The following is a 26,354-nucleotide window of genomic DNA, read 5'->3' as shown; positions in this document are numbered from 1 at the left end:
TGTAAACGATCGATTATGAAATTGACTTATATAAGTAAGTCATGAACTTAGGAATATATGAAGGGGGATTACTACTATGTATATTAATGGACAATGGATTGAAACTGAAGATAAATTACGCATGTCTAGTCCCGCAACTGGGGAATTTACTTATGAGGTAACTAATGGAACAGAAGAACATGTCCAGCAAGCGATTGATGCGGCGGATGAAGCATTTAAGACATGGTCGAAAATCTCCGCAAAAGAAAGAGCAAATTATTTGATAGCTGTCTATAGAAAAATGGAGGAAAAGAAAGAGTTTTTAGCAGAAGTTATTACCAAGGAAATGGGGAAGCCGATCAAGGATGCTAGAGGTGAAGTTCAATCTTCAATTGAATATTTTAGATGGTTTGCCGAAGAAGCTCGTCGAATATATGGTGAAACAATACCTTCCGATTCACATGATAAAAGAATTTTAGTTATTAAACAACCGATTGGCGTTGTTGGAGCAATCACTCCATGGAATTTTCCGTTATCTATGGGTGCACGTAAGGCAGCACCTGCAATTGCGGCAGGATGCACACTTGTTATTAAGCCTTCAAGTAAATCACCACAATCGACAATAGAACTGGCGAAAATATTTGAAGAAGTTGGCTTGCCTAAAGGTGTATTTAATGTCGTAATGGCAAATTCATCTAAATTCACTGAAGTATTAATGGATAGTAAAAAAGTAAAAAAGATTACGTTTACTGGATCTACAGGTGTAGGAAAATTACTTATGGAAAAATCGGCGAAAACAGTAAAACGAATTTCGATGGAACTTGGCGGTCACGCACCTTTTATTGTATTTGATGATGCCAATATCGAACAGGCTACCGAAGACTTATTATCAACTAAATTCAGATGTTCTGGTCAAATGTGTACTTCAACCAATCGAATTTACGTTCAAGATACAATTGCGGAAAAGTTTACAGAGTTAATTATAAATAAAGTTAGAAATTTAAAAGTAGGAAATGGTCTCAAAGAAGAAACGAATGTTGGGCCTTTAATTGATCAAAATGCAGTAACTTTAGTTAAAAAACAAATAGAAGATGCTGTAAATAAAGGAGCCCATAAATTCGAAAATAAAATGGAGCTATCTGAAGCTGAAAGAGATAATGGAAACTTTGTTAATCCTACAATATTAACAAATGTTACACCTCAAATGAATATATATACTGAAGAATCATTTGGTCCTGTCGCTCCAATTATTGTCTTTAATTCTGAAGAAGAACTTTTGAATATGGTTAATCACGATAGCTACGGCTTAGCTTCATATTTATACACTGATAATATGTCTCGAATCATTCGCGTATCTGAAGCATTAGAGTATGGGATGGTAGGTGTAAACGATCCACTTCCATTTGTCGTACAAAGTCCTTTTGGAGGCGTTAAAGAGAGTGGAGTCGGCAAAGAAGGCGGACACCAAGGATTAGATGCTTATCTTGAAGAAAAGTTAGTTGCTATAAAGTATAACCTATAAGTAATAAAATAAATTGCATTTATGAACTGTCCTCTTAATAGGTAAGTCAGTTTCATAATTGCTTTTTTATAGTGCGAAAAAAGACAGCATTTACAAATTATATTTCAAAATATCAATGATGCGGTTAGATTTGTTTAAACGGACATCTCTTCCGAATACTTACTAAGTATTTACTTTTTGTGTACACTTGCTCGGTAGTGTACAAGGGCTTGGAATTATGAGTTTCATTCATGTTAAAGACTCAATTTTAATATCTTTGTTAAAAGTGTACGGTTTCACGATACTATGAACAACTATTTTCGTACAGATTGCCAATATCTTTTAACTTAATAGGTGGTTTACAATTAAAACAAGATAGGTGTCTGAAAATAGAAACAACTACATTTTTTCATTACATTAAATCGAAATCAAATGCTTGTAAACATAATGTGATTTTAGAAAATGAAGTTAAAAATCAATCAACATTCTACTAAAGACTGAATTTTAGAGGTGAAAATATGAGTATTGAAAATAACCAATATCCTTCTTATTATCCCATGGGTGACCGTGCGATTGTGGCACAATTTGAAAACATTATAAGTATAGATGTAAGTAGAAAAATACAATCATTTTTATATATGATTAAAAAACAGGACATTAAAGGAGTTATAGAACTATTACCGGCATATAACAATTTAACAATCGTATATAATCCGGTAATCATCAAATACGATGAACTGGTTATGGAATTTAAAAAAATCGAGAAAGACATATCCGATGATGTAAAAATAGAAAGTAAAACAGTTCATATTCCAGTAGCCTTCGGCGGTGAATATGGATTAGATATAGATGAAATTGCTGAAAGAGCAGATCTGACATCGTCCGAAGTAATTAAAAAGTTACAGAGTAAAAGCTATTATGTATATATGATTGGATTCATAGCTGGATATCCTTATTGTGGTAATATCGATGAAAAATTGCGTTTTAAACGGCGTTCCAATCCTCGTATGAGTGTAAAAAAAGGTACAGTTCAAATTGCTGATAAACAGGTAGGAATATTCACTATGGATGCACCATCTGGATGGCATATAGTTGGTTGGACTCCTATGGAAGTTTTTAATCCACATCATTTACCTCCTGGGTTATTAAGTGCAGGGGATTATGTAAAGTTAGAACCTGTTAGTTCAGATTTTGTTAAAACCTGGGATAAAGAGAAGGAGAAGGAGTGGAATCGCAATTGGAATATGTAAATATCTTGAAACCCGGATTATTAACGACAGTTCAAGATCTTGGAAGACGAGATTATCGAATTTATGGTGTTTCAGTATCAGGTGTAATGGATCCGCTTTCATTTAGATTGGCTAATACTTTAGTAGGGAATCATGAAAATGATGCAGCAATTGAAATAACGATGATGGGACCTACTATTAAATTCGAGACGAAGACTGCATTCTCTATTACAGGCGGAAATTTATCCCCGAAATTGAATGGAAAGAGCATTGATATGTGGAAAGTTATTTTTGCGAAGGCAGGAGATGAACTAAGTTTCGGTAAATACATTTCAGGTTGTAGATCATATATCGCGTTGGCTGGTGGAGTGAACGTTCCAGTAGTTATGGGAAGTCGTGCGACGTTTACTCGTGGTCATTACGGTGGATATATGGGAAGAGCCTTAAAAAGAGGAGACAAATTATATTTTAATAAACCTGATTTTAATATAAAACAATTACAAGGTAGAAGATTACGAACGAATGACATCCCAGATTTTGGTGAAGAGCGTCCAATTAGATTTATATTAGGTCCACATATAGAACGTTTTGTAAATAAGTCCATTGAAACTTTTTCAAATGCTACATATAGTTTATCAAATTCATCAGATCGAATGGGTTATCGTTTAGAGGGTGAACAATTAATCCATAAAGATGGTGCTGATATAATATCTGACTTTATAACACCGGGAACAATTCAAGTGCCAGGTAATGGTTATCCAATAATCCACATGGCAGATTGCGGAACATCCGGTGGTTATACAAAAATTGGTGTTGTCATAACTAGTGATATACCCTATGTTGCTCAGAAAAAACCTGGCGATAAAATTAAATTTCAAGTATGTGATATTAACGAGGCACAAAATGAATATCGAAAGATTGAAAAAATGTTATACGATATTGAATTAAATAATAAACTATTGTCCAGAAATTAGTGTATAACGGTTGGAATTAAGTTTTATTTCAATCGTTTATTGTTTAATAAAAGAAAATAAGACTTATTTTATTAGAAAGCGAATATTCAATTTCCAAGGAGTGGTATGATGAATCGACTATCTACAAGTGAGCTATTGAATCTTATAGAACAAGAAATACCAAGGGAAAGAATACTGGATAGCTTAGCTAATCGTTACTCATACAGTTTTGATGCATCATTTGGTGAATATTTACCTGACATTATCGTACAAGCCACTACCAAGGAAGAGGTTTCATTTTTATTAAAGTTAGCAAATGAACATCAATTTCCAGTCTATCCTCGTGGAACCGCTACATCATTAAGCGGAGGTTCTTTGGCGGTACACGGCGGCGTAATGTTAGATATATCGCAATTCGAAAAAAAACTTATTGTAGACCAAGAAAATTTATTAGCTATTGTATCACCAAGTGTTATTACAAGTGAAATTCATGAAGCAGCTGAAAGTGTTGGTCTTTTCTACCCGCCAGATCCAAGTAGTTCACATGTATCAACAATTGGTGGTAATATATCAGAAAATTCGAGTGGTCCCAAAGGTTTGAAATATGGAACAACTAAAGAATATGTAATTGGTTTGGAAGTTGTTACACCTACAGGAGAAATTATTCGCACTGGAGGAAAAACAGTAAAAAATGTAACAGGGTATGATTTGACGCGACTTATTGTTGGTTCTGAAGGAACCTTAGGTGTTATTACAGAAGCGATAATTAGACTTATACCTAAGCCTGCTGATCGAAAAACACTTTTGGCATCTTTCGATTCAGTGATTAACTCTGGGAAAGCAATTACGAATATATTGGCATCGGGAATATTACCGAGTGCCATGGAGCTAATGGATAATGCATGTATAGTTGCAGTAGAAAATTATATGCCAAGTGGTTTACCAACTGAAGCAGCGGCAATCATAATTATTGAAGTAGATGGACATAAAGTTGCAATACAGGAAGAAATTGATAAATGTGCAGAGGTATGTGAACGATTTAATGCAACAAGTGTAAAAGTAGCCAAAAATGAACAAGAACGAGAGCGGATTTGGAAAAGTAGACGAATGGTTTCTCCAGCAATAACACAATTAGGCCCTACAAAAATATCTGAAGATGCAACAGTGCCAAGAAGTAAAATTCCTGAAATGATGGAAAGACTCGGTGAAATTAGGGAAAAGTATAAATTAAACTTAGTTGTTTTTGGACATGCAGGTGATGGAAATCTACACCCGAATATTTTAACCGATATACGCAATGTAGAAGAAATGAAGCGTGTAGAAGATGCGGTTAGTGAAATTTTTGAAGCGGCAATAGAATTAGGTGGAACATTGTCAGGTGAACATGGCATTGGTTTATTAAAGGCTCCTTATATGTCCTTAGAGCTGGGGGAAAATGGATTATTGATGATGGAAAAAATTAAAGAAGCTTGGGATCCGAAAAACATTTTGAACCCAGGAAAAATATTTCCGGAGGAAGGACAAAAAAAGGTGGTGTTAATTTAACATGAAAACAGATGAAATTGATAAAAAGTACAGTAATAAATTGTATGAATCAGCTTATGATGCTGCAAATATGTGCGTTCAATGTGGTTATTGTTTACCAGTATGTCCTACTTATTTAACGATGGGTAATGAAGCACAATCTCCAAGGGGACGAATCAATTTAGTGAAGATGGCAGCTGAAGGTAAGATTGATATTTTAAATGACTTAAAAGAACCGATGGAATTATGTTTAGGGTGTCGAGCGTGCGAGGTTGCTTGTCCTGTTAACGTTCCATATAGTGAAATTTATGAATCGGCATTGAATGTGATTGCTGAAAATAAAAAGGCTTCAAAATCATCGCATACTATGCCAGATAAATTGTTACAAACTATGCTGAAAAATTTATTCCCTAAAAAGAAACATCTACGTACAGCAGGAAGCTTTTTATGGTTTTATCAATCATCAGGTTTAAGTAAATTAACACAAAAGACTAAGATTATGGAAATGGTTTCTAAACCAATGGGGCAATTTGAACGGGCTTTACCAAAAGTAGAATCGCCAAATAAACGTTATAAATTTGGTGAGCATTACAAAGCTGTTGGAGAAAGGAAAATGATTGTCGCTTTTTTTCCAGGTTGTATAATGGATGCAGTTATGTCAAAAATTAATCGTCAATCTATTGAATTACTACAAAAATGTGGAATTGAAGTTGTAATACCTCAAAATATAACTTGTTGCGGTGCACTACATAGTCATCAAGGTGAAGTAGATGCAACAAAGAAATTGGCAAAACAGAATATCGAAGCATTTGAAGAACTAGGTGTCACTTATTTGATTAACAATGCTGGTGGTTGTGGTGCGATGTTATATGAATACGATAAATTACTTGCTGATGAACCTGAATGGAAGAATCGTGCAAACAAATTCGTTGCTAGATCGAGAGATATTACTGAAGTATTGGCTGAAATTGACGAAATTCCATATGAAAAAGAATGGAGAGGTGTTATCACCTATCAAGATTCTTGCCATTTACGAAATGTTCAAGGAGTCATTGATTCACCTAGAAAATTATTAAAGTCAATTCCAGGAGCCACATTTGTAGAACTAAAAAACAGTCATTTATGTTGTGCATCCGGTGGAATATATAATTTACTGCACTTTGAAGAATCGATGGAAATACTAGATGAGAAAATGTTACACGTAATAAAAACTGAAGCAAGTACAATTGTTACCACAAACCCGGGGTGTTTATTACAAATGCGTTTAGGAATTGAACGTAGTGGCAGTAAGAATAAAATGCAAGGACTTCATTTAATGGAAGTAATAGCAGAAGCATGTGGAATAAATTAATAAAGTAGGAAATCGTTTAAGTAATATTATAGCAAGGTATATTAGTTATCAACTATAGGGCCTATCCAAACAATACATTTCAAAATACAGCATCTCCTTCGTACGATTAACGTATCAAGGGTTGCTGTTTTCATTTCTGAAGAAAAGTTAACAATCGTTCCCATCACATTCTTCCTTTATTAGTAAGGGGCATTCCTTTATTCTACTTTGAAGCCTCCATCACCGGAGATTGATCTATTCCATGGATTTTACGCTTATTTGAGGAAAACCGACTCTATTGTGTTTTATATAGAAGCGAACATGATTTGACCATAGTTAAAATTCAAAAAGCACGAATGAGTGAAGAACTTTTTTATTGGCGATGTATAGTGCAAAATGAAAGAATATTATTTTTCCACTTTACAAGGGGAGGCGAGTGTGTTAATTTTTGCCGGGCAAACCGGTCACGTATTGCTTGGTTACCCGGCTTGGAACTTAATCCCTTAGAGGCTCCGTGTCAAGTGGTTATCAACGCATAATGTTTTGCAATCTTTACTTTTAAAAACTGTTTTATTCCCAAACTGACAAGCGTTCCGACAGTTTGTTTCCATACAATACTAAAGCGTAGTAAGTTCTTGGGTGTTCGGTAGGAAAGGAATGATATGGGTGGTGAAATCCAGTGGCAATAATCATTTTATCCCTGATAGGTAGATCTTTATTTACAAAAAGGTCTTATTATGTGCACTTTCAAAATTTTTCATAAGGGGTTTTGGCTGAAACTGAGTGTTTGGTGTGCTTTTATCTTGGTTGCAACGCTATATAAAAGGAAATCGTATTGATTGCAGTCTTTATTATAAAAGATCTTATTGGAACTGGAGATAGTGTTGTTAGATGCTTAGTTCGAGGAAGAAATCTCATAAGGACATAAGAAGCCATTAGTGTTGCATAAAGTTAGACAGTTAATGATTAACGCGAGATGAATCTGATCTTTTACCCTATTGTTTTTTATTTTATGTAGATATTAATGCTTAATTTTCATAAAAAAGTAAAGTAATACAAACAATATTTCAAGCGATATAATATCAAAATAGCAATTAAAGGAGTTGGATTTTGATGAAACAAGCATTGAATGGAATTAAAGTTCTTGATTTATCCAGAACTTTGGCGGGGCCATATTGTAGTATGTTGCTTGGAGACATGGGTGCAGATATCATAAAAGTGGAACAACCAGGAAAGGGAGATGAATCAAGATATTTTACGCCCCCAACATGGAATGGGGAAAGTTGTTACTTTCTATCTACAAATCGTAACAAAAGAAGTATTACAATTGATTTGAAATCGCCCGAAGGCAAAGAGATTATTTATAAACTTTTAGAAGAAGCTGATGTTCTACTTGAGAATTTCCGTACGGGTGCCCTGGATCAGTTAGGATTTGGCTATGAAGAGATTAAAAGAATTAACCCCCGTCTAGTATACTGCTCAATATCAGGTTTTGGTCGTACGGGTCCAGAAAAAAGTAAAGCGGGGTATGATTTACTTCTGCAAGGTTTCGGTGGTTTAATGAGTATTACTGGAGATGCTGATCGGCCACCCGCTAAAGCTGGAATGGCGATTGTGGACTTGACGACAGGAATGTTCGCGGCTTATGGTATTTTGACTGCTCTTTTGGCTCGGGGCCAGACAGATAAAGGCCAGTTTATTGATGTAAGTTTGTTAGATGGTCAAATCTCACTTTTAAATCATATGGCAACTGGCTTTTTCGCCACAGGAAAACCAGCAGGACGTATGGGATCTAGTCATCCATCTATTGTTCCCTATCAATCTTTTAAAACCAAGGATCAAGATATTATTTTAGCTGTTGGGAATGATGGTCAATGGGCGAAATGTTGTGATTCTTTGGGGTGGACAGATCTATATAATAATCACAAATATAAAAAAAATAGCGATAGAGTAGATAATAGAAACGATTTGATTCCAATTATCAGTGAAAGGTTATCAAAATTAACGAACGAGGAGATAATTAAGAAACTAGAAGCAGTGGGAGTTCCATGTGGACCAATCCATACTTTAGATCAAGTCCTTGAACATCCCCAGGTTAAAGCAAGAGAAATGGTATTGGATGTTGAGCATCCTATAGTAAATAATTTAAAAATACCAGGATTTCCTGTTAAGCTTTCAGACACTCCTGCAACTTTAACAAGGTATCCCCCGTTGTTAGGTGAGCATACAGAAGAAGTAATGGCGGAATTGGGGTATACTTCTGATGAGATTAAAGGATTAAAAGAACGCCTAGTAATAGGTGGTTTTTCTAAACCAAATATTTAAAATATCTACTCCCATTTCAAGCCGCTCACTTCTGTTTTCTACAATTATTAGGAATCTTGAAAAAGAACTTATTTTATTTTGTAGTGGCTTGGTTAAGTTTACTGCTTTTTAATAATTGGCCAATTCTACAACCAAGTTAGCCCCCTAAGTTCAAATAAAATAATGCCACTATAAAATTTCGTGTATCATTGAAATTGCGAAACAAACAATGAGAGGGAGTGTTATAGTGGCACAACTTGAGAATACTATACAAGACCGTAAAGATAAACACTTGTCACCTTTTGAACGCGGTCAAATCGAGGCGCTTCACAAGGAAAGACATTCCAACCGAGAGATCGATAGACGCATAGGACGCGTTCATCAAACCATTGCTAATGAATTAGAGCGTGTAACCACGACCCAACTTCAAACTGGACGCACACCCTATACAGCCTATTTCGCTGAAACGGGACAGGCTATATATGAACGTAATCGACTCCAATGCGCGCGAAAAGTTAGTTGCTTGTCGTGAGTGTTTTTTGATTTCGCGTGTGGAAAAATCATAGATCAGGACTGGTCACCAGATGCAGTCGTCGGTTTTTCAGCCTGCAATACAATTGTAAGAACCGACCTACAGTGTCCACTAAAACCCTTTTCAACTATATAGATTTAAACTTATAGCACGTTCGAAACATAGACTTGCCCATACTGCGAAGAAAAACAGTATCAAACGCAAGAATCCAAAGGGAAAGTGGATATGTTAACACCGATCATTTTATTCATTCTTATCCTAATTCTGTATTCGTTTTTAGTGAAATTGATTCAGAGAACAAAAAATAATAGTTCCTACAAAAAATCATCTAGTGCAGAATGGGGATAGCCCGAAAGCTATAGATGGTTTTCCTTAGTGTGAATCATTATCAGAACAAACCGCTTAAGTTTTAAGATTGATGTTTTTTAAATTTTCGATGTAAATACTCCTCTGACTTTCCTTTTGGGATGCTAAGAGTTTCCCAGTCCCCATCTTTTATCTCTTTTCCAATATAAACAATTTGACCAACATGATAAGCATAATGTGCCATTTGTCTTTCGATTGCTTCTAGTACAGTGTGTTTCTCACCCCGAATGGTTACATTTTTTAATAAATATTGGCATTCTAATCCATTCAATGTACCAAAAAAAGTATTCCAACCGTTATTCCTTATAGTTATCATTTCCCACTTTGAAGCAATGTCATCCTCAAATTCCTGATCACGATGTCTAGAAGGTTTCTCCCCATCTGTTGTCAAAAAATCAAACCATCTAGATACCATATTGCCACTTAAATGCTTTACAATAATAGCGATACTATTTGATGCATCATTTAATTTCCAGTGTATATCTATCTCTAATAATAGGCTTATTGTTTGATCTCCAAGATGTTTAACGCTTTGAAATCATTCTTGTATAATCATCAAATATTCATTGTCGAGATTCATAAATATATCCCCTCGTTTTGTACAACAATATGGTCTTTTTATTTAATAAGTACAGTCACTTCCGTTAATGAAACGCCTTGGAAGCAATTTAAAAGATAATTCATTCGCCTTTGTCACTCTGATCTTGGTCTTTTTTGACATTCATTTTCAAGGTTGTGTTGATGTTCATTAATGCTATTAATATAAACCCGAGCATTATGAAAGTGACAATTTCTCCTGTGAAAAATGATACAATTCCCAATATCAAGGCATATAGCCCGTACCACTTGTCATTCATATGTAAAACCTCACTTTTCCTCATTCTAATACATGCAATTTCTATGTGCTAAATGGAATGATTTTTTCAACAAGACTTTGTTTCATTGTGCATTTACCATAAATAGGATTCTTATTCATTTATGAAGTGCTTCGTTCAATAGGGACCAAGTAAGTTAAATTGAACCACGATGATAATGGTCGCTACTATTATAAGCATTTCCGTTACAGTCAAAATAGATTGTTTTGGATCGTGTGTGTACTTCCACTCGAAAAAGGCTCTTATCAAATAATCCAGGATCGCAAAACCCACCATTGCGAAGAAAAACAAGTAAAGTAACTCCTCCCTATAAAACAACAGCATAGAATATAAAGTGATTAGGCTAATCGTAGAAAAAATCCGCAAAAATTTATCGATTTTTCGATGCGATTCATTTATATGATTATACGAAAAAAACTTTTTCTTTACTTTTTCAATTTTAAGTAGCCTCCTTAGAAGAAACTTAACTAGTGAAATAAGAGCAAAAACAAATACCAGAATCAACCCCAGTTTTAACCAGAACACACAACTCCTCCTCTTCTATTAACCACTTTTTATTCTTCCCTTCATTCTACTCATCAGTATCCTTTCTTTTCATAATTATACCAAAGATATCCAGAGTCTACTAAAAAATTAAGAATCATCACGAAATATAGCCTCTAGCTCAACCGTATACTAGTAAGTTTCGATTGTGGTGTATCCATAAACGGAAATCACTCTATATACCCTATGAAGCAAGCAATATAAATCGAGGGGGAAGTGGATATGCATCAAACGGCTACGAAACCATACATGAAAACGACTGCATTATGGATGGAAAAGAACGCTTGGCATACCTGATTCTACTTCGAAATGCCATCAAATCAATTACGCGATGTATGTGTAAAAATACATAATTTGCAAGGGGTGGAGAGCTGTACTTCCACTCTTTTTTAGCGTATGTAAAATTTATTTTTAAAATCAGTATCCTTTTCTTAAAAACTCTCTATATGGAGTATGAGAAGTGCAAAGTGAGCACTCATCTACTACCTATCTACAAGGGGAGAAGCCAAATGAAATTATTAATTGAAGAAGAGTCAATACCGCTACTACCGTCGCTCGTACACTTAGTAGGAATCAATGGAGCACTATTTATGCAACAAGTACATTTCCGCTCGCTTATATCCAAGAACGTTCGGGACGGTCATAGGTGGATCTATAAAACGTATGATGACTGGACTAAAGAATTTACGTTCTGGTCGTCGAACACGATTAGACGTATTATTTATGATCTTGAAAAAAAGGGTTATCTCATTTCAGCACATCATCACAACCGGATGAAGATCGACAACACGAAATGGTACCGAATCGACTATACTAGATTGCCTGAAAGTACATTCGAACATGGGCAAGTCACTTGCTCAGAAGCGCCAAGTGCGCCTGGTGAAGTTAAGCAAGTCCACGTGGCAGATTTGGGCAAGCCAATAACCAAAGAACTTAAAGAATCTTTAAAAATAAAGAATAAAGACCAAGTCGAGATGAATCTCGACGTCGCACATAGTGTGATTCAGTATTTGAATGATCAAACCGGAAAGCAATTCAAAATCACTTCAACAACTACTAAGAAGTTCATCGCTGGCAGAGTGAAAGAGGGCTATACGCAAGAAGATTTCATGAAAGTCATCGATCTCAAAGTGTCACAGTGGATGAACCATGCTGAATTCAACCGCTTCCTGCGGCCATCGACGTTATTTAGCGCAACGAATTTTGAAAACTATATCAATGAACTAGCTGTAGTGCAGAAGCCGAAAAAGCGTTTGCTCGCTCTACCAGTGCTGGATTTCAATAAAGGAGATGAACACGTATGAATAGTGAACTAATGGAAAAAAGTCTTCTCGGTACGATGATGGAGGAAAATTATTTGGTTTTGGACAGTGGGATTCAGACAGCATTCTTTGAGACACAACTGCACAAAAATATTTATCTTACCATGAAAGAATTAGCTAACAACGGACGCCCAATCGACTTCATCACCTTGCTGACGACACGGGAACCTGCAGAACTTGGTGGGGCCAATTACGTATCGGAACTACGTCGCTTTGCCAACCCCGCGCGCTTTGACGAGTATTTGGAAATGGTTATTACAAAGTGGAAAAAACGCGAGATGGAGAGAATCTTACAGCAAGCACAGGTCGAACAGTGGGAACTTAATGATGTTTTTAAAGAGTTAGAAAAACTGGATACCGATTACACGTCAGATGATTCGCTGTTACTCGACGAGATCCTAGTGGCACAGTACGAACGCCCATTCATCGAAGGACCGGAGATGACAGGAATTAGCACAGGCTTACAGCCGATGGATTATCTGCTGAACGGATTCCAAGACAGTGAATTCATTGTCATCGCTGCAAGACCTTCTATGGGGAAGACGGATACACTCAATCATCTCGCGCTGACTGCCGGATTAAACGATCATTTACCGATCGTCTTTTCACTCGAAATGAGCCGTAAAACGATGACCGACCGTCTGATATCGACAGCGGGTGGATACAGTCGATTAAAGATGCGCGATCCATATAAACATTTTGATAACACACAGAAGAATACATGGATGACAGCACTCGAGCATCTGCAAAGCGCTAAAATCCGTATCGACGACAGAAGTGGAATAAAAGTCAGTCAAATAAAAGCCACTGCCCGCAGAGTCATTAAAGCACAACCGGACAAGCGACCGATTATTTTCGTTGATTACTTGCAGATCATCCGACCGGAAGAAACAACGAATAACCAAAACCAAGCAATCGGCCAAATTAGCGCAGATTTAAAAGCGATGGCAAAAGAATTTAACTGCCCTGTTGTCGTCCTGTCTCAGCTTTCCAGAGCAGTTGAACAACGCCAGGACAAACAACCGATGATGAGCGACCTACGTGACTCTGGCAACATCGAACAAGACGCCGATGACGTGTGCTTCCTCTACAGAGACGATTACTACAATCAAGAATCGGAACTCATGAACCATCTCGAAATCACGGTTGCCAAGCACCGTAACGGTCCAGTCGGTGGCTGCACTGTCTACTACAACAAAGACAATGGCCGACTCGCTTCAATGTCCTGAACCGTTCTAAATATTTTGCCCCACTAAAGGAGAGTGTACCTATGATCACAGTTGAAGAATTATTTGATTACGCAGTTGATACCGATATGTCCTTAACTGCTCACAGTATCTTCTGGGCGATTACGAATCAAAAGATTTGCATGGATGAAGATAGCAAAAAACTAAAAAAAATTAAGTTCGACGAGGAAGCAATCCAGCAATCGATGAAAGAGAACACATTGCGTATTGGGGAGATCAAGCTCTTTGTCGTGGAAAGTACACAACCGAATTGGTATGCATTTTATCTCGGCAAGAAAGAGGCAGACGCGTATCGATTACATAGCGAAACGTTTCGTGAGACCGGTGTGAAGGTCACGCACGCTGATCGATTGATGCCGAATTTATTAACATTTGCTGAATCGGGAAAAGAAGAAAGTTTGTACGAGTATCGAAAGCGTATGGTGCAGTTTCCGGTGTATGTGGGGCATGTGGAGGCAGGGAAGCGTTTGGTGCATCGTGTATAAGCGAGAGGAGAGATGGGTGTGAACATAGCACGTACTACACGTTCTGTATTTCACAAGCCATGTTTAAATCCAGCTATCTTCATTGGAGAAGATGAGCTGGATCTCTAGTACAAAGTGAATTCATTTTAAGGGCTTTCAGGATCAGGATTCTTTTTTAACTTATTTCTTCGAAAGGCATATACGATAACTAGTAAAAGAGGCAAGAAAAGTCCAATTGATATGGAAATGAATATTTCAGTCGATTGTTCAATTTCTTTTTGGTAGACGACGTTCGGATAGATCACGAGAGAAAGTATCACGGCAATCATGCCTAACGGTAGCGTTAAAGGGCGGTAGTCTTGTAAGTTTAAAATTTGGGCGATCCCCAAAACGGAAGCATAAAAATAAAGAATCGTCTTAAAATAGAGCGCGATAAACCAAAGGAAACCCATTAATTCTTCAATGCGCTGTAAAAAATCACCAACATTTATTCGTTTAGCCAATTCATAGCCTGGATAAATCTGTCTTGCTGTATCATCGGCACCTACTACCGAAATGCTTAAGAATGTAAAAATGAAGATGAAGATTCCGCCTATTAAGTTTCCAATTAAAAAGGATTTTTTAGCCTGTTTCATTTTATTGATCAAGGACGGGAAGATCATTAATAACACAATTGCGTTGAGAGAAGAAGAGGTAACAAAATAGATACTGGATTGAACAAGCGTTTTTGTTCCTGTCTCAAAAATGGGCTGTAAATTTTCAAATTTTATTTCAGGTGAAATAAACACCACTAAAATGAGAAAAAGTATAAAGAATACGACAATAAAAATTTCTGCAGACCGAGCGATCGTTTCCAATCCAAGCCGGACGCCCATCACGACAATTCCCATCATCAGAATATTAAGGGCTATTGGAGGAGTGTTAGGCATCATATTGGTCGTGATAAATGTCGAGGAATAATACAAAAGACTAGCCGTGTAAAGTGCTGCCATGGATACAAATAATACGGAAACAGCTTTCCCTATCCACTTACCAAATATCTTTTCATTGATTTGGATATAAGTGAGATGAGGGAACCAAAGAGCTATAGTCGTGAATAGCCAAATGACCAATAAGCCGATTCCCATACCAATTATAGCGGCAATCCACGCGTCTTGTTTCGCTTCGGTAGCTAATACTGACGGAACAATTAAGATGCCTGTACCAATCGTAAAGAAAATAACCAAAACTAGGAATTGGTATGGATTAATTTTAACATTTTGCATCATTTCATATCCTACCTTTCCCTTCACATGAGTCTTTACTTCAGCAAAGGAGCAATAAGGTTAGTGAACAGTGTAAATAAAAAAGTGAGCAAGTCCATTGGAGTGGGAATAGTTTTTCCGAATCCAAGTATAATGCCAAGCACGACACCAATCGCAAGAAGAATGGAAAACGCGAGCAATTCTTTTTTTTGTTTTTTATCCAAGAGAGAAGGAACTTCAAACCACACAATCGCAGCAACTATCAAAAGTATGCTTATACTTTTTAGCATAATCCGTTAGTCCTTGATCTTATCTAGGAAGGAATTATTTATTGTACCCGTTCGGCGAATGTTCATATCAATTTGTACATTTACCGGCAAGTCGGTAAATTTTTCATCCCACTGTTCTTTCATTTTGTTCCACTCTTTAGGATTGGATCGATGAATGGCTTCACCAAATCCGAAGATGTCTGATTTATATTCATTTTGTACCGTTTCTATTGTTCGTAGAATAATTTCTTTCACCTCTTTTTTATAAATTTTCTCTAGCTCGTGAATGGTTTCTGGTTTCAAAAGATCAATTGAACATAGTACTTCTCCTATATTGCCTTCTGCCTCAATTTGAATATTCACTTCAGGCTCTCCTTTGTTGATAGCGCCTTTAATTTTAGAATGATATTTAAGAATATCTATAGTGATTTTTCCTTCTTTAGGACAAGGAATAGAGGTGACGGTGTTTTTTACTGAGTTGGTAATATCTGAGTAGCCCCTGCTTTCTTCTTCGGTTAACCAGCCGACCAGCTTATCTGCTTTAAACACAGCTAAATCATCATATTGAATTCGTGCGGCAGGAGTAATCGATTCAACATTCTGTTTGCTTTTTCCTATTTCTTCGTCTCCTATTACTTGAATCCCTGTTAACACAGCTTCCTTTCCGTCACTTATGAGATTGGTTACTAGCTCATCTAATATAATGCCTTCTGTTCCGGCCCAGTTTTTTTCTGATATTTTAAGCGCATTAAACATTTTATTGGCTGGAATGCTTTCTATAGGTGTAGTCACATTCAATACTTCAGATGCAGTCAAATGTTTCGCAATGACTACATAGAAGTCTGATCGAAGCTCCCAATCTCTTGATAGTAAATCTAATGATTCGGCGATCCCTTCTTTGGCTAAGTCTTCACTGAGAACTAGTATTTGTAGATGTCCGGGATAAATTTTTCGTGGGGTGTTCTTTGTCATTTTTCGAAAGGCTTCATATACAGTGTCCCCGGTTGCTTTATAGAGAGTGACCGCTGAACGTCCTGTACTTGCCTTCATGGATACTTCCGAAGGCACGACGACTTGTGCACTTACTACGTATTCATTTTCAATTTTATCTATTCCTATTGCCATTGTAATACTCAGCTCATTTAATTCCCTCTTGTCCCAGCACCCCGACAAGAAGAGGGGGAGAATCAAGAGTGTAACTATGCACTTTTTCATCAATGAACTCCCTTTCCTATTCCTCATTTTTTGGGCGGCTGTGGTTTTGCAGAGGCTGGATCTTGTTGTCTCACCTTATTTGTTTGATTGGTTAGGCGAGGGCGAGTAAACATTTTCCATATTGGCACCACAATTAACGTATCTTTTTGATCGGAAACATTAAATGGAGCTAAAGGTGACATATAAGGCATACCAAATGAACGTAAGCTGCATAAGTGGAGAATAAGAGCCACGAAACCAATGGCGATGCCGAATAAACCAAACGAAGCAGCTAGCACCATAAATCCAAAGCGTAGTATCCTAGCAGATATGGCAAAGTTGTAAGTAGGCGAAACAAAACTTGATATGGCGGTTATGGAAACGACGATGACCATTGCAGCTGAAATAATACCGGCTTCGACCGCTGCGGTACCAATCACAAACGCACCTACAATGGACATGGCTGAACCGATGGAGCGGGGCATCCTAACGCCTGCTTCCCTTAATAGTTCAAAAGTGACTTCCATTATGAGGGCTTCAATAAATGCCGGAAATGGCACACCTTCTCGTTGGGCTGTCAGGCTAATAAGGAGTGCAGGTGGTAGCATCGTTTGATGAAAAGTGGTAATCGCAATAAATAACGCCGGTGCAAGCAAAGCAATTAGGTATGCAAAGAAGCGTAACAGTCGAATTAGACTTCCAATACCGGTATGCACATAGTAGTCTTCAGGAGATTGGAAAAATTGGACGAATAGTGCGGGAACAATTAGTACAAAAGGGGTTCCATCTACTAAAATGGCTATGCGTCCTTCAAGAAGTGCTGCAGCTACTGTGTCCGGACGTTCGGTATTAAAAACGGTAGGGAAAGGAGAGTATGTTGAATCTTCAATAAGCCCCTCGATATTACCACTTTCCAAAATCCCGTCAATATCTATTCGATCCAAACGCAAACGGACTTCATCGACGATTTTGTCATTAGCAACCCCGTGAATATACATAATGGCAACATTCGTTTTCGTCCGTGTCCCAATCACTTTTGACTCCATCCAAAGACTCGGATCTTTCAGTTTCCGTCGAACCAAAGCTGTATTGACACGCAGATTTTCAGAAAAACCTTCGCGCGGTCCTCTAACTACTGTCTGAGACGCAGGTTCTGTTATTCCACGCTCAACCCAATGCTTATTACCAATGACCAGACCTTCGGCATAGCCATCGATCAAAAGAATCGCATCCCCTGATAAAAGAGAAGTGAAAAGATCATCAAAATTAGTTAGATCTTTAATCTCTCCTACTGTCATGGCAAAATCTTTTAATGCAGTTAAAAGATTATGCTCAGGCGTTAACTTCTTCTCTAATCCGGTACTTTTTATATCTAACATCAAGGTTTCCATTATGAAATTTTGTAATGAAGGCGTATCAGACAACCCGTCGGTATAAAAAATACCCGCTTTAACCGATCCTCCTCTACCAATTCGAATTTCCCGAATGACAATATCGGTGCTCTCGCCCAGGCTATCCTTTACGAATTGTATATTGTCTTGAAGACTTGTCTTTAAATCGTTTGTTGAGTTTGTTGAACTGGTTTCTTTCGTTTGGCTAGGGGGAGTGGATTGTACTTTAGAGTTACCTTTCTTTTTGAAAAAGCCCATACACTACCTCATTTACTGTTTGGTGTTTTGCGTAGGTACGCATATATATTGATTTTTCATTACTGTTTTATTCATCATGTCCTTATTATTGTTATTTTATGCGGGTTGGGCGGGGAAATGAAAGGAGTAATTGATTGGGATGGATGTAGAATAAAGTAAAAGATTAGAGTTATTGGTAGCACTAATTGGAAGTCTAGAAGATAACTAAAATTATTTAATATAATACGAGCGCATAAAAATTTTGAAAATTTTCTTGCATTTTACTGTCTGAACGGAGCTATCATGCTAGAACTATAAGAGAAACAAACACGAGTGTTTTTCAGAATTATTAATACATCTAGTGAAAAGATTAGTTTTTATAATCCAAAATAGTATTGGGACAAGGCACCTTAAAGTGCCAGCTATCGATCATCATATCGATGGCTGGTACTCTTTTTTTATTGAGTTGAATCGGGAAATACTAGGATCTAATACGATGCATACTGGTGCTAGAACCTGGTACCTCTACTATAGGAATGGTATACTGGCAGATGGATATTTATATAAACCCGATCACAAAGATGGTGAGGAGTTAAATAGAATGACATACGCATTAGAAATTAAAGATCTAAAAAAAGTCTATGCTGGTGGTGTTGAAGCTTTGCGTGGCATCAATTTGAAAGTGGAAGAAGGAGATTTTTATGCTCTTTTAGGTCCTAACGGTGCCGGCAAATCTACAACTATCGGCATTGTGACGTCTCTCGTCAATAAGACATCAGGAAAAGTGAATGTCTTTGGCTATGATATGGATACGCAGTTAATGCAAGCCAAGCTGCAGATCGGTCTGGTTCCTCAAGAATTCAACTTCAGTCCGTTTGAAACGGTTCAGCAGATTGTAGTGAACCAGGCGGGCTATTACGGTGTGTCTAGGAAAGAGGCGCTAAAGCGTAGCGAAAAATACTTGAAGCAGTCTGATTTGTGGGAGAAACGAAATGTTCAGGCCCAGATGCTTTCTGGAGGGATGAAACGTCGACTGATGATCTCACGTGCTTTGATGCATGAACCGCGCTTACTTATTCTTGATGAGCCTACAGCTGGTGTAGATATTGAATTAAGACGAGAGATGTGGACGTTTCTTAAAGAATTGAATGAAAATGGCACGACGATTATTCTGACAACACATTACTTGGAAGAAGCGGAAATGTTGTGTCGTAATATCGGGATCATTCAAAAAGGGCAGCTAATTGAAGATACTAGTATGAAATCATTGCTCGCTAAGCTTCAGTATGAAACCGTTATTTTAGATATCGAACCTTCAGGACGGACGCCAATGATTAAAGGTTATACTAGTGAACTCATGGACGATGGATCTCTTTCTGTAGAAGTAGCACGTGATCAAGGGATCAATGAAGTGTTTAACCAATTGACAGAACAAGGGATTAAAGTGTTATCTATGCGCAACAAGTCCAATCGATTAGAAGAGTTATTTTTAAAGCTTACGGAAGAAACTGCATAGTGGAGGATATACATGTTTAAATTATATTTAACAGCATTAAAAGGTTTATCGGTCAAAGAAACGAACCGCTATTTAAGAATCTGGGTCCAAACATTGGTCCCGCCAGTCATCACAACTTCTTTGTACTTTATCATTTTTGGGAATTTGATTGGTAAACGGATTGGCGAAATGGACGGATTCTCTTACATGGAATTTATTGTCCCAGGATTGATCATGATGTCAGTCATCACTAGTTCCTACTCAAATGTTTCGTCATCATTTTTCTCGCAAAAATTTCAAAAGAACATTGAAGAACTATTAGTTGCCCCTGTACCGACTCATATTATTATTTGGGGCTTTGTCATTGGAGGAATAGGAAGAAGTGTTCTCGTAGGGATACTGGTCACGATAATCTCTCTGTTTTTCGTGCCGTTGCAAGTGCACTCGTGGAGCATTGTCATCTTGACGTTTTTGATGACGGCTATTTTGTTCTCGTTGGCGGGCCTGTTGAACGGTATTTTTGCCAAGTCATTTGACGATGTGTCTATTGTGCCTACGTTTATTCTTCAGCCGTTGACTTATTTAGGTGGCGTATTTTTTGCCATCTCGATGTTGCCTCCATTTTGGCAAGTAATTTCACAGTTCAACCCGATCGTTTACATGATTTCCGGATTCCGGTTCGGGATTCTCGGTGTGATCGATGTACCCATTATATTTTCCATTGTCATTTCGATTACGTTTATCGTAGTGCTTTACGTAATCAATTGGTATTTGATTGAAAAAGGCCGTGGACTGAGAAGTTAACATCTTGGACGTACTGTATCAGTTACTTGAGAAATAAACTTGAATGCCTAAACCATACAATAGACTCCTGATCAGCCCACTTCGTCATGTGAGCCAAACAGGAGTCTGTTTTAATTTAACCTTGCATAGCTTCTTGAGCAGCAGTGGAGCCTAACAAATCAATAGGCATTGCTGTCATATCTTCAGAGTCCTTCATATTAAACGTCGTCACGCAACATTTTCTGATTGTCGTCTCCATGAGTAGCTGCATCAAGTGCAATAAGTCCTTCAAATAGTACAGAATCACCTCGGATTTCTCCGATACCAATCGTCAGTAGTTGCATGATCGATAAAGACATTACACTTTTACCGCAACCTGATTCGCCTTCTATATTTAATTACATCTAGTAACTAGTAAGCACAATTCCATAAAAAACGTAAAATTATTCTGATTATTTAAAATCCATTTTTCCAATATACTATATATAAACAGAAAGTTAACAACACGTTTTTGTGAAATACTAATAAATTAGAAATAGTGAGTATTTAGATTTTATATAACTTGTAAATTACACTACTCAAAAGATTCTATTTACCTATATATACCGACGCTATTATACAAAGAATAAAATAATAATAATCTTTGAAACTATATTGAAAATTTAGCGTCTGTACGTCAACCTACAATTACAGAACAGAAAGGAAGGAACACAATGAAAAAGATCTGGATGGCATTTGGCACGGTAGCTCTCGCTCTGAGCTTGCCATTAACAAGTATGGCCGCTAGTAACCAGAAGTTCACAGATGTGCCTGAAACAAAGCACTTTGCGGAGGCGGTTAATGAATTGGCAGAACGTCATATTATTACGGGGTATGCGGACGGCATGTTCAAACCGGGTAATCCCATCACTCGCGGACAAGTTGCGGCGATTATAGTAAAGTTGCTAAAAGAAAATCCTGATTATTTTGTAAAGGATCCAGGGTTTAAAGACGTATCGAAAGCGAATGGGTATTATAATTCCATCGCAAAGCTTGCAGAACTTGAAATAATGAGTGGCTATGCGGACGGCAGTTTCGGTCCGAATGATCCCGTCACACGAGGGCAAATGGCTTCTATTCTTGTCAAAGCATATGACTTGCCGCGTTTTGAATTCATTTCTAAGGAAAATCCTTTCCGTGATGTGAAATCGACTAATTCACACGGTGCCAATGTGTTGATTCTGTATAAACTCGGCATCACTTCAGGCGTGACGCCGGAGAGGTTCGGCATCAATGAATTCGTGACAAGAGGGCAAGCTTCTAAACTGATGCTGACAACGGAGCGCGTGTATCCTGATACGTATTCAATAGAAACGGATGGGGACAAGTCGGGGATGATGATGCGATTTTCGGAAATCATGGCGGATGAGGATACAGATGAATTCATTCCGAACTCTGAGATTTATCATGCAGCGATCATTAAGGGCAGACAAACACCTGCTGGCTATACAGGCGACCGCTTGCAGTTAACTCCGCTTAAAGAGGGCAGAGGAACACTTCAAGTCGGTGGTAATTATGGCATGGAAGCGCAAAACATTAAACGGTATTACAATAAATATTATGTCGATGTGAAAAAGGTAAACGGTCGATTGAAGATCCAACTTCAACATCCGAGCGAAATCTTAAAGACTCGTGTACGGCTGAAAATGGCAGCGGGTGAAAAGGTCGAAAGTGTTCATTTCGCGCAAACCGATGGAGTGGTGATATCCGACAATATGGCTTTTGAAGGATATAACGATTCACCGGATGTGTTCATTCGCGTCAATAGACACGGCAACTATATCGCGACAGTCCGCTTAACTGACGGAAAAGAAGTGCGTTATACGGTGGATGTGAAAGCGCCGACTAAGCATAAGCTTTATTATGAAATCAAGATAACAAAAGTGAAAGATAGTAAGTGAGTTAAGGGTGCCAGATCCCGACACAATTCAGTAAAGTGTTGGGGCCTGGTGCTCTTTTTTTATGAGTATAAAAGCTTTAAGTGAAGGACAGTTATGTTTTAGAAAAAATAAAAATTATAAATGTACCAGATTGTGATTAATTTAATAGATTTTAAGGGTCAGGTACTTTTGTTTAAGAGATAATCATGATATGGACTTTGTACGCATTAAAAAGAATGAATCTATTTACACTAGTATCTAAATTTTAACATGCTTTTTTATCATAAAATGGTTTTTTAATGAGATAATTAACATAAATCTATTAACTAGTACAAAAATCCTGTTACGTTAAATAAATTCATGTAAAATGAAAAAAAGAGGGTGAGGAAAAGGTAATGAGAAAAACTCTAATTGTAACTGCAAGTCTATCTCATTGTTATTGGGTTGTGGAGAAGCCAAAGAAACAACGTCAACGAATTGAGTAGTGGGCACTTCAGATATGAGCGCACCTGTTCCTAATGTACTTTCACCTAGTGAAAAAGCATTTCTCGGTGAAAGCGCTATGTGGAATGCGGTAGATAATACGAATAAAGAATTGGTAGACGATATTCGGTTGGCTGCCGGTCTTTATGATAGTGAAGGGAAATTAGTAGCTGTCTTAAAAGGGAGCTTACAAGTAAGTCTGAATCCGAACAATACAGCAGATTTTGAGATTTTCTATCCTAACTTCCCTAAGGATATTAAAGGCAAGGTCACTGAAATGGAGGTTAAGTCATATAACTGGCACTGGTGATTTTAAAACGGGTTGTGAAAATGAGAAGGGCCTAATTATTCTAGTATTATTTTTGCTGATTTTCATAGTTTGCTGTTTGTAAGATAAAGAGAAGAATGGCAATAAAGAGCAAAGTAAAAAAGTGTATGAAGTAAAAAACTCAGGAGATACGAGTAGAATAGTGGCGGTAGATAAAGGTTTGCTAGAGGTTGAAATAACCGTACCGAAATCTTTCTTCCCAGATGAAGAGCTAAACGAAGTAGCAGTAAACGCAGAAGGAAGTGAAATGAAGAGTGCGACTGTAAATTCAGATGATACGATCACGTATAAAATGTCTAAAGCAAAGAATAAAGAATTAATGACGGAGATGAAAAAAACATCATTGAATATACGGATGATTTAGGCAGCATAAAGAGTTTTCTTCTATCAAAGATATTACCTAAGACGAGAATTTTCAATAGTTGTTGATCAAGAGAACGACTCGAGAACAGTTTCGACGGATTCGCTATACTAGGTTTAGGTATGACGGGTATGTTTTACCAACTGTTTGATAGAGTAACTTCTGACAAGTTGGACGTGACAATACATTCAGTGAATGCGGCTTCTAGTGAAAGAATTGGTACAGTTAACTACCCGAAGGACATTGAGGATTAGGGTAAGTCTGAGGATGCAGAGTAACAAAATATATAATGAAAAAAGCATGTTTGATATGTGTTGAATATGTTTTGTATAGTGCAAAATGAAAGTACATAGTTTTGCAAGCCAACTCGGCGTTGCAACTTTACTTGAAGTGGTGTGGATAATAGCTTTCGCAGGCAGATCCAGACCTTAGTATCTCTGGATTTATGGCTTGTTACTCATCCTCGCGGAGGCTCTATGTTTAGTTGGAATATTATATAATTACAATTGCGGGATTTTGCAAATTCTTCTTGTAAAACATAGTTCTTGAGAGAAGAGATGAACACAAATAGTATTTTTAAGTATGTTTCATCCTTAGAATCCTATTTTTAATTTGTTTATTATATTTAAGTGTATTGGTGAATAAGCATAAGAAATCTTGAATTACTATTTGTAGAAGGAGGATAGGATATGCCAAATTGCAATAGGTGCAATACTTACAATCTAGTAGGTATAAGAGATTGCAAGAAGTGTGGTGCTGTACTTCCTGTAAATGTAGGTGATAATTGTCCACGATGTCATAAAGAAGCAGGAACATTTGCCAAATCATGTAGGTACTGTGGATATGATTTTTTGAAAGTTAAAGAACCTATGAACAAGAGAAGGTTCAATATTATACTTCTTATTACCGTGCTCTTCATAATACTGACCTATGTATATCTACAATAGAAGGTTAAAAATAGCATTAATATATTAATTACATTGAAGAGATCTACTTATACACAAAGAAATCATTTTTAGCATTTAAGGTGAGTGCAAATTTCAGGAACAAAGTTCTGATACAAATTAAGGTTTAATGTGCCAGTGTTTTTCATATGAGTTTAATAATTAAACAAAATTTTACAAGGAGTGAGGTCTTAAAAAAACTACTGCAAAATATTCTTTGTACTACAATGCTATTCATCTTATCCATTACTTTCATAAACATAGGACAGGCATCCGCAAAAGAGTTCAAAGATGTACCGAAGAAGCATCCCAACTATGCAGCGATTCAAGAAATGGAGAAGAAAGGATTTATCAGCGGCTATCCCGACGGCAAATTCCGACCGAATGAGCCGATCAGCCGTAAACATGTCGCGTCACTGCTCGACAAGGCACTGAAGCTGCCAAAAGCAAGTAAGAAGCTGATCTATAAAGATGTACCACTGAACCACCCATACTATCAGCCAATCATGAATCTAACACAAGCTGGAATCGTGAGCGGCGGATTGAATCAGAAATTCAATCCGAATGCACCAGTAACTCGAATTCAGATGGCAAAAATTCTGGATTTAGCTTTCCGTTTTCGTTTGGAAGAACGGCCAGGCGGTTTCCATGATTTATATATGGATCATTGGGGCTTTGTACACGCGCATGTCCTGTTGGCCAATGGGCGTAGCAATGGGTGATCGAGGTAATTTCCATCCGAACCGGCCGGTGACGCGTGCGCATTATGCGGAATTTTTAAGCCGTGCGCTGGAAGTTGGTGTCACACCTACGGAAACAAGAATAGTAAGCTAGGAGCAAGTGCTAGATCTTCTGTTCCGCACACCAGCTGAAGTAGAAGGTGTCATGATCAAAGGATTCCTAGCGAACAAAAAGTTTGGTGAAATTCGTTCACAGCTGCAAGTTTATGCAACTGCAAGATTCACAGACGTGCAAATGAAGCCAGATTATCAATATGTTTGTTTCGAATGCGATTCATCATTCTTCCCTAACTATGTATCAGAGTTGTGGATACGCTTAGATTATTCGCAACCTAGCAAAGACACGCTGTATATTAACACAATTTTGGTGGACTCACCTGGACAAGTATCAGGCGGGGCCTTTGTTGATTATATATTAAAAAAAGATAGTGGTAAATGGAAAATGCATGATGTGAAGTACACTAAAATTGGAAAACGGAATTTTGAGCTGACATCAGAAGAAGCGAGGTTGTTTTTGCTTTATAACCAACCTCTTCACGAACCAGCATATATTAATATTGAGTTCGTTTCCGAGTCAGAGGCGACTGCCAGAGATGGGGAGAACGGGGAATTGTATACGTATAAAAAGTATCAGTTTACCATTCAAACCAATGATGGATATGATACGGTCATGGTGGATTCAGACAGCGGCTATTACGAATATTGAGGATGACGAGAAAGTCTAACGGATTGTGGGGAGTTCTGTAATATTTGAAATAGATATTTTTCAGACAAAAATCAAACTATTAATACTTCAA

At 37.4% G+C, this 26,354-nt stretch carries 24 protein-coding genes and 1 pseudogene; 18 read left to right on the top strand and 7 right to left on the bottom strand.

Annotated features, from left to right (window positions below; genetic code table 11):
* The first annotated feature begins 76 nt into the window (after window positions 1-76).
* The 7 genes from CSV73_RS10305 to CSV73_RS10275 all read left to right on the top strand — a co-directional run bounded on the left by CSV73_RS10305 (window position 77) and on the right by CSV73_RS10275 (window position 9,352).
* Window positions 77-1,501, top strand: coding sequence for an NAD-dependent succinate-semialdehyde dehydrogenase (locus tag CSV73_RS10305; protein ID WP_099627487.1), 1,425 nt, complete (start codon window positions 77-79; stop codon window positions 1,499-1,501).
* Between the two features lie 497 nt (window positions 1,502-1,998).
* Window positions 1,999-2,730, top strand: coding sequence for a 5-oxoprolinase subunit PxpB (gene pxpB / locus CSV73_RS10300; protein WP_099627486.1), 732 nt, complete (start codon window positions 1,999-2,001; stop codon window positions 2,728-2,730).
* A complete protein-coding gene (locus CSV73_RS10295) occupies window positions 2,706-3,683 on the top strand; it encodes a 5-oxoprolinase subunit C family protein (RefSeq protein WP_233202880.1) in 978 nt (325 codons plus the stop codon). Before pxpB ends, CSV73_RS10295 begins: the two co-directional genes overlap by 25 nt.
* A gap of 108 nt (window positions 3,684-3,791) precedes the next feature.
* Window positions 3,792-5,207 carry an FAD-binding oxidoreductase gene (locus tag CSV73_RS10290; RefSeq protein ID WP_099627484.1) on the top strand — a complete coding sequence of 472 codons (1,416 nt, stop codon included), beginning with the start codon at window positions 3,792-3,794 and terminating at the stop codon, window positions 5,205-5,207.
* A 1-nt stretch (window position 5,208) separates the two neighbouring features.
* Complete coding sequence (locus tag CSV73_RS10285; protein ID WP_099627483.1) at window positions 5,209-6,537, top strand: (Fe-S)-binding protein; 1,329 nt, start codon at window positions 5,209-5,211, stop codon at window positions 6,535-6,537.
* Window positions 6,538-7,629: 1,092 nt separating this feature from the next.
* A complete protein-coding gene (locus CSV73_RS10280; protein ID WP_099627482.1) occupies window positions 7,630-8,841 on the top strand; it encodes a CaiB/BaiF CoA transferase family protein in 1,212 nt (403 codons plus the stop codon).
* A gap of 226 nt (window positions 8,842-9,067) precedes the next feature.
* On the top strand, window positions 9,068-9,352 hold the full coding sequence (locus tag CSV73_RS10275) for a helix-turn-helix domain-containing protein (protein WP_158232339.1): 285 nt from the start codon (window positions 9,068-9,070) through the stop codon (window positions 9,350-9,352).
* A 409-nt stretch (window positions 9,353-9,761) separates the two neighbouring features.
* Here the strand turns inward: CSV73_RS10275 and CSV73_RS10270 are convergent.
* Both CSV73_RS10270 and CSV73_RS10265 read right to left on the bottom strand, forming a co-directional pair.
* Window positions 9,762-10,298 (bottom strand): annotated as a pseudogene (locus CSV73_RS10270) (DUF1572 family protein).
* A gap of 412 nt (window positions 10,299-10,710) precedes the next feature.
* Complete coding sequence (locus CSV73_RS10265; RefSeq protein WP_085130915.1) at window positions 10,711-11,118, bottom strand: DUF4181 domain-containing protein; 408 nt, start codon at window positions 11,116-11,118, stop codon at window positions 10,711-10,713.
* 527 nt (window positions 11,119-11,645) lie between these two features.
* Between CSV73_RS10265 and CSV73_RS10260 the strand changes: the two genes are divergently transcribed.
* Genes CSV73_RS10260 through CSV73_RS10250 form a run of 3 tightly spaced genes read left to right on the top strand, consistent with a single transcriptional unit; the run spans window position 11,646 to window position 14,190 of the window.
* On the top strand, window positions 11,646-12,440 hold the full coding sequence (locus CSV73_RS10260) for a conserved phage C-terminal domain-containing protein (RefSeq protein ID WP_158232338.1): 795 nt from the start codon (window positions 11,646-11,648) through the stop codon (window positions 12,438-12,440).
* Complete coding sequence (locus CSV73_RS10255; RefSeq protein WP_099627479.1) at window positions 12,437-13,687, top strand: replicative DNA helicase; 1,251 nt, start codon at window positions 12,437-12,439, stop codon at window positions 13,685-13,687. Before CSV73_RS10260 ends, CSV73_RS10255 begins: the two co-directional genes overlap by 4 nt.
* Window positions 13,688-13,728: 41 nt before the next feature.
* Entirely contained in the window at window positions 13,729-14,190 is a 462-nt protein-coding gene (locus CSV73_RS10250) for a hypothetical protein (RefSeq protein WP_099627478.1), read from the top strand.
* A gap of 125 nt (window positions 14,191-14,315) precedes the next feature.
* Here the strand turns inward: CSV73_RS10250 and CSV73_RS10245 are convergent, their stop codons facing one another.
* The 4 genes from CSV73_RS10245 to CSV73_RS10230 are packed head-to-tail and all read right to left on the bottom strand — an operon-like array spanning window position 14,316 to window position 18,525.
* Window positions 14,316-15,437, bottom strand: coding sequence for a GerAB/ArcD/ProY family transporter (locus CSV73_RS10245; RefSeq protein ID WP_099627477.1), 1,122 nt, complete (start codon window positions 15,435-15,437; stop codon window positions 14,316-14,318).
* Window positions 15,438-15,469: 32 nt separating this feature from the next.
* On the bottom strand, window positions 15,470-15,703 hold the full coding sequence (locus CSV73_RS10240; protein ID WP_099627476.1) for a hypothetical protein: 234 nt from the start codon (window positions 15,701-15,703) through the stop codon (window positions 15,470-15,472).
* 6 nt (window positions 15,704-15,709) lie between these two features.
* On the bottom strand, window positions 15,710-16,897 hold the full coding sequence (locus tag CSV73_RS10235; RefSeq protein ID WP_085130909.1) for a Ger(x)C family spore germination protein: 1,188 nt from the start codon (window positions 16,895-16,897) through the stop codon (window positions 15,710-15,712).
* Between the two features lie 23 nt (window positions 16,898-16,920).
* Complete coding sequence (locus CSV73_RS10230; RefSeq protein ID WP_099627475.1) at window positions 16,921-18,525, bottom strand: spore germination protein; 1,605 nt, start codon at window positions 18,523-18,525, stop codon at window positions 16,921-16,923.
* 580 nt (window positions 18,526-19,105) lie between these two features.
* Here CSV73_RS10230 and CSV73_RS10225 point away from each other — a divergent pair.
* A complete protein-coding gene (locus CSV73_RS10225; protein WP_099627474.1) occupies window positions 19,106-20,020 on the top strand; it encodes an ABC transporter ATP-binding protein in 915 nt (304 codons plus the stop codon).
* A 12-nt stretch (window positions 20,021-20,032) separates the two neighbouring features.
* Window positions 20,033-20,803 carry an ABC transporter permease gene (locus CSV73_RS10220; RefSeq protein WP_085130906.1) on the top strand — a complete coding sequence of 257 codons (771 nt, stop codon included), beginning with the start codon at window positions 20,033-20,035 and terminating at the stop codon, window positions 20,801-20,803.
* Between the two features lie 197 nt (window positions 20,804-21,000).
* Here CSV73_RS10220 and CSV73_RS16975 read toward each other — a convergent pair whose 3' ends face one another.
* Window positions 21,001-21,141 carry a hypothetical protein gene (locus CSV73_RS16975; protein ID WP_158232337.1) on the bottom strand — a complete coding sequence of 47 codons (141 nt, stop codon included), beginning with the start codon at window positions 21,139-21,141 and terminating at the stop codon, window positions 21,001-21,003.
* Window positions 21,142-21,495: 354 nt separating this feature from the next.
* Between CSV73_RS16975 and CSV73_RS10215 the strand changes: the two genes are divergently transcribed.
* From CSV73_RS10215 to CSV73_RS10190, 6 genes are all read left to right on the top strand, one after another.
* Window positions 21,496-22,722: an S-layer homology domain-containing protein gene (locus CSV73_RS10215; RefSeq protein ID WP_099627473.1), complete on the top strand. Its 1,227-nt coding sequence runs from the start codon at window positions 21,496-21,498 to the stop codon at window positions 22,720-22,722.
* Between the two features lie 478 nt (window positions 22,723-23,200).
* Window positions 23,201-23,494, top strand: coding sequence for a hypothetical protein (locus CSV73_RS10210; RefSeq protein WP_099627472.1), 294 nt, complete (start codon window positions 23,201-23,203; stop codon window positions 23,492-23,494).
* Between the two features lie 121 nt (window positions 23,495-23,615).
* Window positions 23,616-23,876 carry a hypothetical protein gene (locus CSV73_RS10205; RefSeq protein ID WP_143560953.1) on the top strand — a complete coding sequence of 87 codons (261 nt, stop codon included), beginning with the start codon at window positions 23,616-23,618 and terminating at the stop codon, window positions 23,874-23,876.
* A 686-nt stretch (window positions 23,877-24,562) separates the two neighbouring features.
* Window positions 24,563-24,820 carry a double zinc ribbon domain-containing protein gene (locus tag CSV73_RS17015; RefSeq protein ID WP_099627470.1) on the top strand — a complete coding sequence of 86 codons (258 nt, stop codon included), beginning with the start codon at window positions 24,563-24,565 and terminating at the stop codon, window positions 24,818-24,820.
* A 146-nt stretch (window positions 24,821-24,966) separates the two neighbouring features.
* On the top strand, window positions 24,967-25,539 hold the full coding sequence (locus CSV73_RS10195) for an S-layer homology domain-containing protein (protein ID WP_099627469.1): 573 nt from the start codon (window positions 24,967-24,969) through the stop codon (window positions 25,537-25,539).
* A 118-nt stretch (window positions 25,540-25,657) separates the two neighbouring features.
* Complete coding sequence (locus CSV73_RS10190) at window positions 25,658-26,263, top strand: hypothetical protein (protein WP_099627468.1); 606 nt, start codon at window positions 25,658-25,660, stop codon at window positions 26,261-26,263.
* Window positions 26,264-26,354 lie beyond the last annotated feature (91 nt).

This window comes from Sporosarcina sp. P1 (assembly GCF_002743155.1).
Lineage (GTDB): Bacteria > Bacillota > Bacilli > Bacillales_A > Planococcaceae > Sporosarcina > Sporosarcina ureae_B.
Note: the sequence above shows the minus strand (reverse complement) of the source record. Positions and strands in the feature narration are given on the sequence as shown.